Source organism: Mycobacterium sp. (assembly GCF_035570115.1).
Taxonomy (GTDB): Bacteria; Actinomycetota; Actinomycetes; order Mycobacteriales; family Mycobacteriaceae; genus Mycobacterium.
This window is the reverse complement of the sequence record NZ_DATMLH010000039.1, coordinates 1-5061: the sequence shown is the minus strand read 5'-3', so window position 1 is coordinate 5061 and position 5061 is coordinate 1. Positions and strand designations below refer to the sequence as shown.

General features: G+C 64.8%; 5 protein-coding genes and 1 pseudogene. 3 read left to right on the top strand and 3 right to left on the bottom strand.

From position 1 onward, the window contains the following. Nucleotides 1-136 (bottom strand): annotated as a pseudogene (locus VNW74_RS02625) (LLM class F420-dependent oxidoreductase); the annotation flags it as partial. A gap of 11 nt (nt 137-147) precedes the next feature. Continuing rightward, nucleotides 148-702 (bottom strand): TetR/AcrR family transcriptional regulator, encoded by a 555-nt coding sequence (locus VNW74_RS02620; protein ID WP_325675054.1) that lies wholly within the window; start codon nt 700-702, stop codon nt 148-150. An 81-nt stretch (nt 703-783) separates the two neighbouring features. On the opposite strand from VNW74_RS02620, the gene VNW74_RS02615 reads away from it, so the two are divergent. Genes VNW74_RS02615 through VNW74_RS02605 form a run of 3 tightly spaced genes read left to right on the top strand, consistent with a single transcriptional unit; the run spans nt 784 to nt 3301 of the window. After that, nucleotides 784-1995: an FAD-dependent monooxygenase gene (locus VNW74_RS02615; RefSeq protein WP_325675053.1), complete on the top strand. Its 1212-nt coding sequence runs from the start codon at nt 784-786 to the stop codon at nt 1993-1995. Between the two features lie 20 nt (nt 1996-2015). Then, the gene (locus VNW74_RS02610; RefSeq protein ID WP_325675055.1) at nt 2016-2624 is read left to right on the top strand and encodes a class I SAM-dependent methyltransferase; all 609 of its coding nucleotides are present in this window, start codon (nt 2016-2018) and stop codon (nt 2622-2624) included. Nucleotides 2625-2683: 59 nt separating this feature from the next. Next, a complete protein-coding gene (locus tag VNW74_RS02605; RefSeq protein WP_325675052.1) occupies nt 2684-3301 on the top strand; it encodes a class I SAM-dependent methyltransferase in 618 nt (205 codons plus the stop codon). Nucleotides 3302-3308: 7 nt separating this feature from the next. On the opposite strand, the gene VNW74_RS02600 is transcribed toward VNW74_RS02605, so the two are convergent. After that, nucleotides 3309-5061 (bottom strand): 3-hydroxyacyl-CoA dehydrogenase NAD-binding domain-containing protein (locus VNW74_RS02600; RefSeq protein ID WP_325675051.1); only part of this gene is annotated, 1753 nt, incomplete at its 5' end.

Genomic DNA, 5061 nt, shown 5'->3' with positions numbered 1-5061 from the left:
CGTAGACCCACAACGAGTCCCATGCGCCGTCGTCGGCGTAGGCCGCCAGGTCCCGCATCACCGCCCAGTGCTTGGCCGGGTCAATCCCGACCAGATCCATCCGCCAACCCTGTGGAATGAAGAGTCCGAATCGCATAGCTTCGGACTCTAGCCCGACGCCGGTTGGTCGATTCCAAGGGCGGCCAGCGCTCCGTCGACGGTGGCCCGCCGCAGTTTCTCGTAGGGCGTGTCCGGGAATTGCAGACAGCAGTCCTGCAGACCGCCGAAGGCGATCACCGCGCGGGTTGACTGCTCTAGCGTGGGGCGCCGACCGAAAACCAGCTTCCCCAGCCGGTCACGCCAGGCAAGCAGTTGGTCGATCAGGCCGAGATCGGCCAGGGTGGTCAACTCTGCGACCACCAACACCAGATCACCGCGGTGCGCATAGTGATAGTCGAAGTACCCCTCGAGCAATTCACGTGGGGTCGCATCGGGTGCGCGTTCGTGGTCGGCGATGAACCGCTCCCCCTCGTCGATCAGCGGTTGCACGATGCTGCGGACCAGGTCCTCCCGGGACGTGAAGTGGTAGTACAAGGCCGGCTTGGTGATTCCGAGCTTGTCCGCGATGTCCTGAAGGCTGGTGCGTTGCACACCTTGGCTCGCGAACAGTTCACGGGCCACACCCTGGATGCGCTCGCGAGTGTCGGAGCGAGGTCTACTCACCTCGCTAGCTTATCTGACTTACCGGTAGGTAAGCTGACGGTGCTAAACTTACCGATCGTTAAGTAAGCAGGGAGGTACGCGATGCGAATCCTCATCTCCGGTGCCAGCATCGCCGGGCCGGTGCTGGCCTACTGGCTCACCCGGAACGATTTCGACGTCACCGTCGTCGAGCGCGCACCAACCTTACGCAAAACCGGCGGCCATGCCGTCGATCTGTTCCGCCCGTCGATGGAGATTTCGGCGAAGATGGGCGTCTTGCCGCGCATCGAGGCGCTCGCCACCGGAACAGACACGCTGAGGCTGTACCGCGAGGGCGGGCGCCGACCGGCACGGATCGATCTCACGAAGATCGTTGGCGCCGCGTCTGATCGGCACGTCGAGATCATGCGCGACGACCTCAGCGAGGTCTACTACGAAGCCGGCCGCGACCACGTCGAGTATCTGTTCGGCGACTCGATCACGGCTATCTCCCCTGATGGCGAGGCGACATTCGAGCACGCGGCAGCCCGCAAATTCGACGTTGTCGTCGGCGCCGACGGGTTGCACTCAAACGTTCGTAGCCTGGTCTTCGGCGACGAGGCCGGGCTAACCCGGTTCATCGGGGGGTATCTGGCGGTGCTGTCGGCGCCGAAAGCACTCTCGGTCGACGGCGAGATGGTCGTCCACTTTGGCGCCGGCCGGCTCGCGGGGATCTACAGCGCAGAGCACCTGGACGACGCGCGCGCATTGTTCATGTTCCGCAGCAAGAACGAACTTCAGTATCACCACCGAGATGTTCAGCGGCAGAAGGAGTTACTCCGCGGCACGTTCACTGGAATGGATCCGCAGGTAAACCGGTGGCTGGATGAGCTCGACCGGACACCGTCGTTCTACTTCGACTCGATCACCCAGTTGCAACTCGACACCTGGTCGAGCGGGCGGGTCACACTGGTCGGCGACGCCGGGTACTGCCCCGGACCCGCGGTGGGTGGGAGCACCAGCCTCGCGGTGGTGGGCGCGTACGTGTTGGCCGGCGAACTGGCCCGCGCACGCGGCGATTACGCGGCGGCGTTCGCAGCCTACGAATCCACCATGCGTGAACCCGTGCTGCGCAGTCGCGCCTTTGCGCGCGGGGCCGCCAAAAGCCTCATTCCCTCGTCCCGTGCCGCGGCTTGGGCAATGCGCCAGGCCGTGCAGCTGGTCTCGATGCTGCCCGCATCGCTGACCAGAACGGTCGCGAAGTTGAACACCAAGAGCTTGCGGATGCACGACTCGATGCGGGTGCCCGATTACTCCCGCGGTTTGGCAACATAGCCAACATGAAACTTGACCTTCTGGGCTCCAAGCACACCCTCTTCCGGCTGTTTTACCGGCTTGGGTTCACGCCCTGGGACGGACACCCGCTGGCACAGAGTCTCCGAAACCTGGTCGAAGGCAACGACTCCCAAGGCTCGCCCGCGTTGGCAGCGGCCGCCGCACTCGAACTTGGTTGCGGTACCGGCGACACCTCCATCTACCTGGCCAAGCGAGGTTGGCAGGTCACGGCGGTGGACTTCGTGCCCTCGGCGCTGGAGAAGGCCCGGGCCAAGGCACGCGTCGACAACATCACCGTCAACTTCATCCACGCCGACGTCCGCCACTTACGTCAAGCCGGGATCAACGGCCCGATGCAGCTGATTGTCGACAATGGCTGCCTGCACAACATGAACGACGACGACCGCGACTCGTACGTCCGCGAGGTCAGCGCAGTGGCGGCGCCCGATGCACGGCTGCTGATCGTGGCGTTCATCCCCGGCGGACGATTCGGCGTGCGGGGCATCGACCGCACCGAGATGGAACGGCGTTTCGCGTCCGGCTGGACGTTGGTGTCCGCCGGCGAAGAGCAGGAGCTAGACCGCGAGAAGACGCCGACGCGGTACTACCTCTTCCAGCGCGCCGCCTAGGTCAGCGAGAGCTGTCAACTAATCAGCGGTAAAAAACCGCCGCGGAATACGGTGAGGTAATGGCTTCTCGACAGTTATTGTTTCGGATCCTCTACGGGATCGGGCTTACACCGTGGGACGGTCATCCGCGGTCGGCGACGCTGCGCGAACTCGTCGAGGGATCCGACAGGCGCTCGCCGGGATCCGCACTCGACGTCGGATGCGGCACCGGAGACACGTCGATCTATCTCGCCCAAAGCGGATGGCACGTCACCGGCGTTGACTTCACCCCGAAGGCGCTTGAAAAAGCGCGCACCAAGGCCCGCGCCGCAGGCGCTGCGGTCGACTTCATCCACGCTGACGTAACACATTTGAGCCAGGCGGGGATCAGGGGACCCTTCGAGTTGATCGTGGACAACGGCTGCCTGCACGGGATGAGCGACCACGACCGCGACCTCTATGTCCAGGAGATCACCGCCGCGGCAGCCCCGAGCGCACGACTAGCGATCGCCGGATTCACACGCGGTGGCGGGGTCGGGCCGGCGGGCATCGACCAGGCAGAGATCGAGCGCCGATTCACGTCCGCGTGGACGCTACTGTCGGCGGCCGATGAACGAATCATCCCTCAGGGCAGACTCGCCAGCACATTCGCGCCCGGCTTCGCGGCGCGCAGCTACCTGTTACAGCGCAAGCCGTAGCGCGAACTCAGCTCAGCGAGTCCGGCGGCAGGAAGCGATCCCCGTACTTGGCCGCCAACTCGCGAGCCCGCGCGACGAAAGCTTCCTTACCCGTGCCGTGCGCGCCCTCATAGCCGGTGATGTACTGCGCGCTGCCGCCGGTCCATGGCGGGAACCCGATGCCCATGATCGATCCGATGTTGGCATCGGCCGTGGACATCAGCACGTTTTCGTCAAGGCACTTCTGGGTTTCCAGCGCCTCGGCGAACAGCATCCGGTCGATCATGTCCTGCAGCGGCGGCTCCGACGAGCCCGACTTGAACGTCTCGCGCAGGCCCGGCCACAGCCCGGTGCGCTTGCCGTCGACGTACTCGTAGAAGCCGGCACCCTTCAAGCGGCTGGGCCGGCCGATCTCGATCATCTTCTCGACGACCGCCTCCGCGGGGTGCGGCTCGTAGCTGCCGCCGGCGTCCTCGATACCCTTGCGGCTGGCGACGGCGATCTTGTGCATCAGCTCCAGGTTGAGCTCGTCGGACAGCTGCAGCGGCGGCGCCGGGTAGCCGGCCTGCGAACCGGCGTGCTCGATGCTGGCGGGTTCCACGCCCTCGCCGAGCATCGCGAGCGCCTCATTCACAAAGGTGCCGATGACGCGGCTGGTGAAGAAGCCGCGGCTGTCGTTGACCACGATCGGGGTCTTGCCGATGGCCAACGTGTAGTCGAAGACCCGGGCCAACGCCTCGTCAGATGTCTTCTCGCCCTTGATGATTTCCACCAGCGGCATCTTGTCGACCGGCGAGAAGAAGTGGATCCCGATGAAGTCTTCCTGCCGCTTGACACCGGTCGCCAGACCGGTGATCGGCAGCGTCGACGTGTTCGACCCGAGCAGCGCGTTGGGCTCGACGACGTCTTCGATCTCCTGGAACACCTTGTGCTTGAGGTCCTGGCTCTCAAACACCGCCTCGATGACGAAGTCGACGCCCTTGAAGTCGGCGGGGTCGGCGGACGGCGTGATGCGGCCCAGCAGCGCCTTGCTCTTCTCCTCGGTGGTCTTGCCGCGTTGAAGTGCCTTGGCCTCAAGCTTTTCCGAGTAGTTCTTGCCCTTTTCCGCGGCCTCGATACTGACGTCCTTGAGTACCACGTCATACCCGGCCTTGGCCGATACGTAGGCGATGCCCGCGCCCATCATGCCCGCGCCGAGCACACCGATCTTGTTGATCTTGACCGGAGCGATGCCGTCGGGACGCGACCCGCCGCCGTTGATGTGCTGCAGGTCAAAGAAGAACGCCTGGATCATGTTCTTGGCGACCTGACCGGTGACCAGTGAAGTGAAGTAGCGGCTCTCGATGCGGCTGGCGGTATCGAAGTCCACCTGAGCACCCTCGACGGCCGCGTCCAGGATGGCCCGCGGCGCGGGCATCGGCGCACCCTTGAGCTGCTTTTTCAGCAGCGCCGGGAACGACGGCAGGACTCCGGCCAGCGCTGGGCTGGACGGAGTGCCGCCAGGCATCTTGTAGCCCTTGGCATCCCACGGCTGGGTGTGCGAGTCGGGGTTGGCCTTGATCCAGGCCTTGGCGGCGGGCACCAGTTCGTCGACCGAGCCGACCAGCTCGTCGACGAGGCCGTTCTCCTTGGCCTGCGATGGCTTGAACCGGGTGCCCTGCGAAAGAATGTTCATGAATGCGTTCTGGATGCCGAACATCCGTACCGTGCGCGTCACGCCGCCGCCACCCGGCAGCAGGCCCAGCGTCACCTCGGGCAGGCCGACGACCAGGCCCTTGACG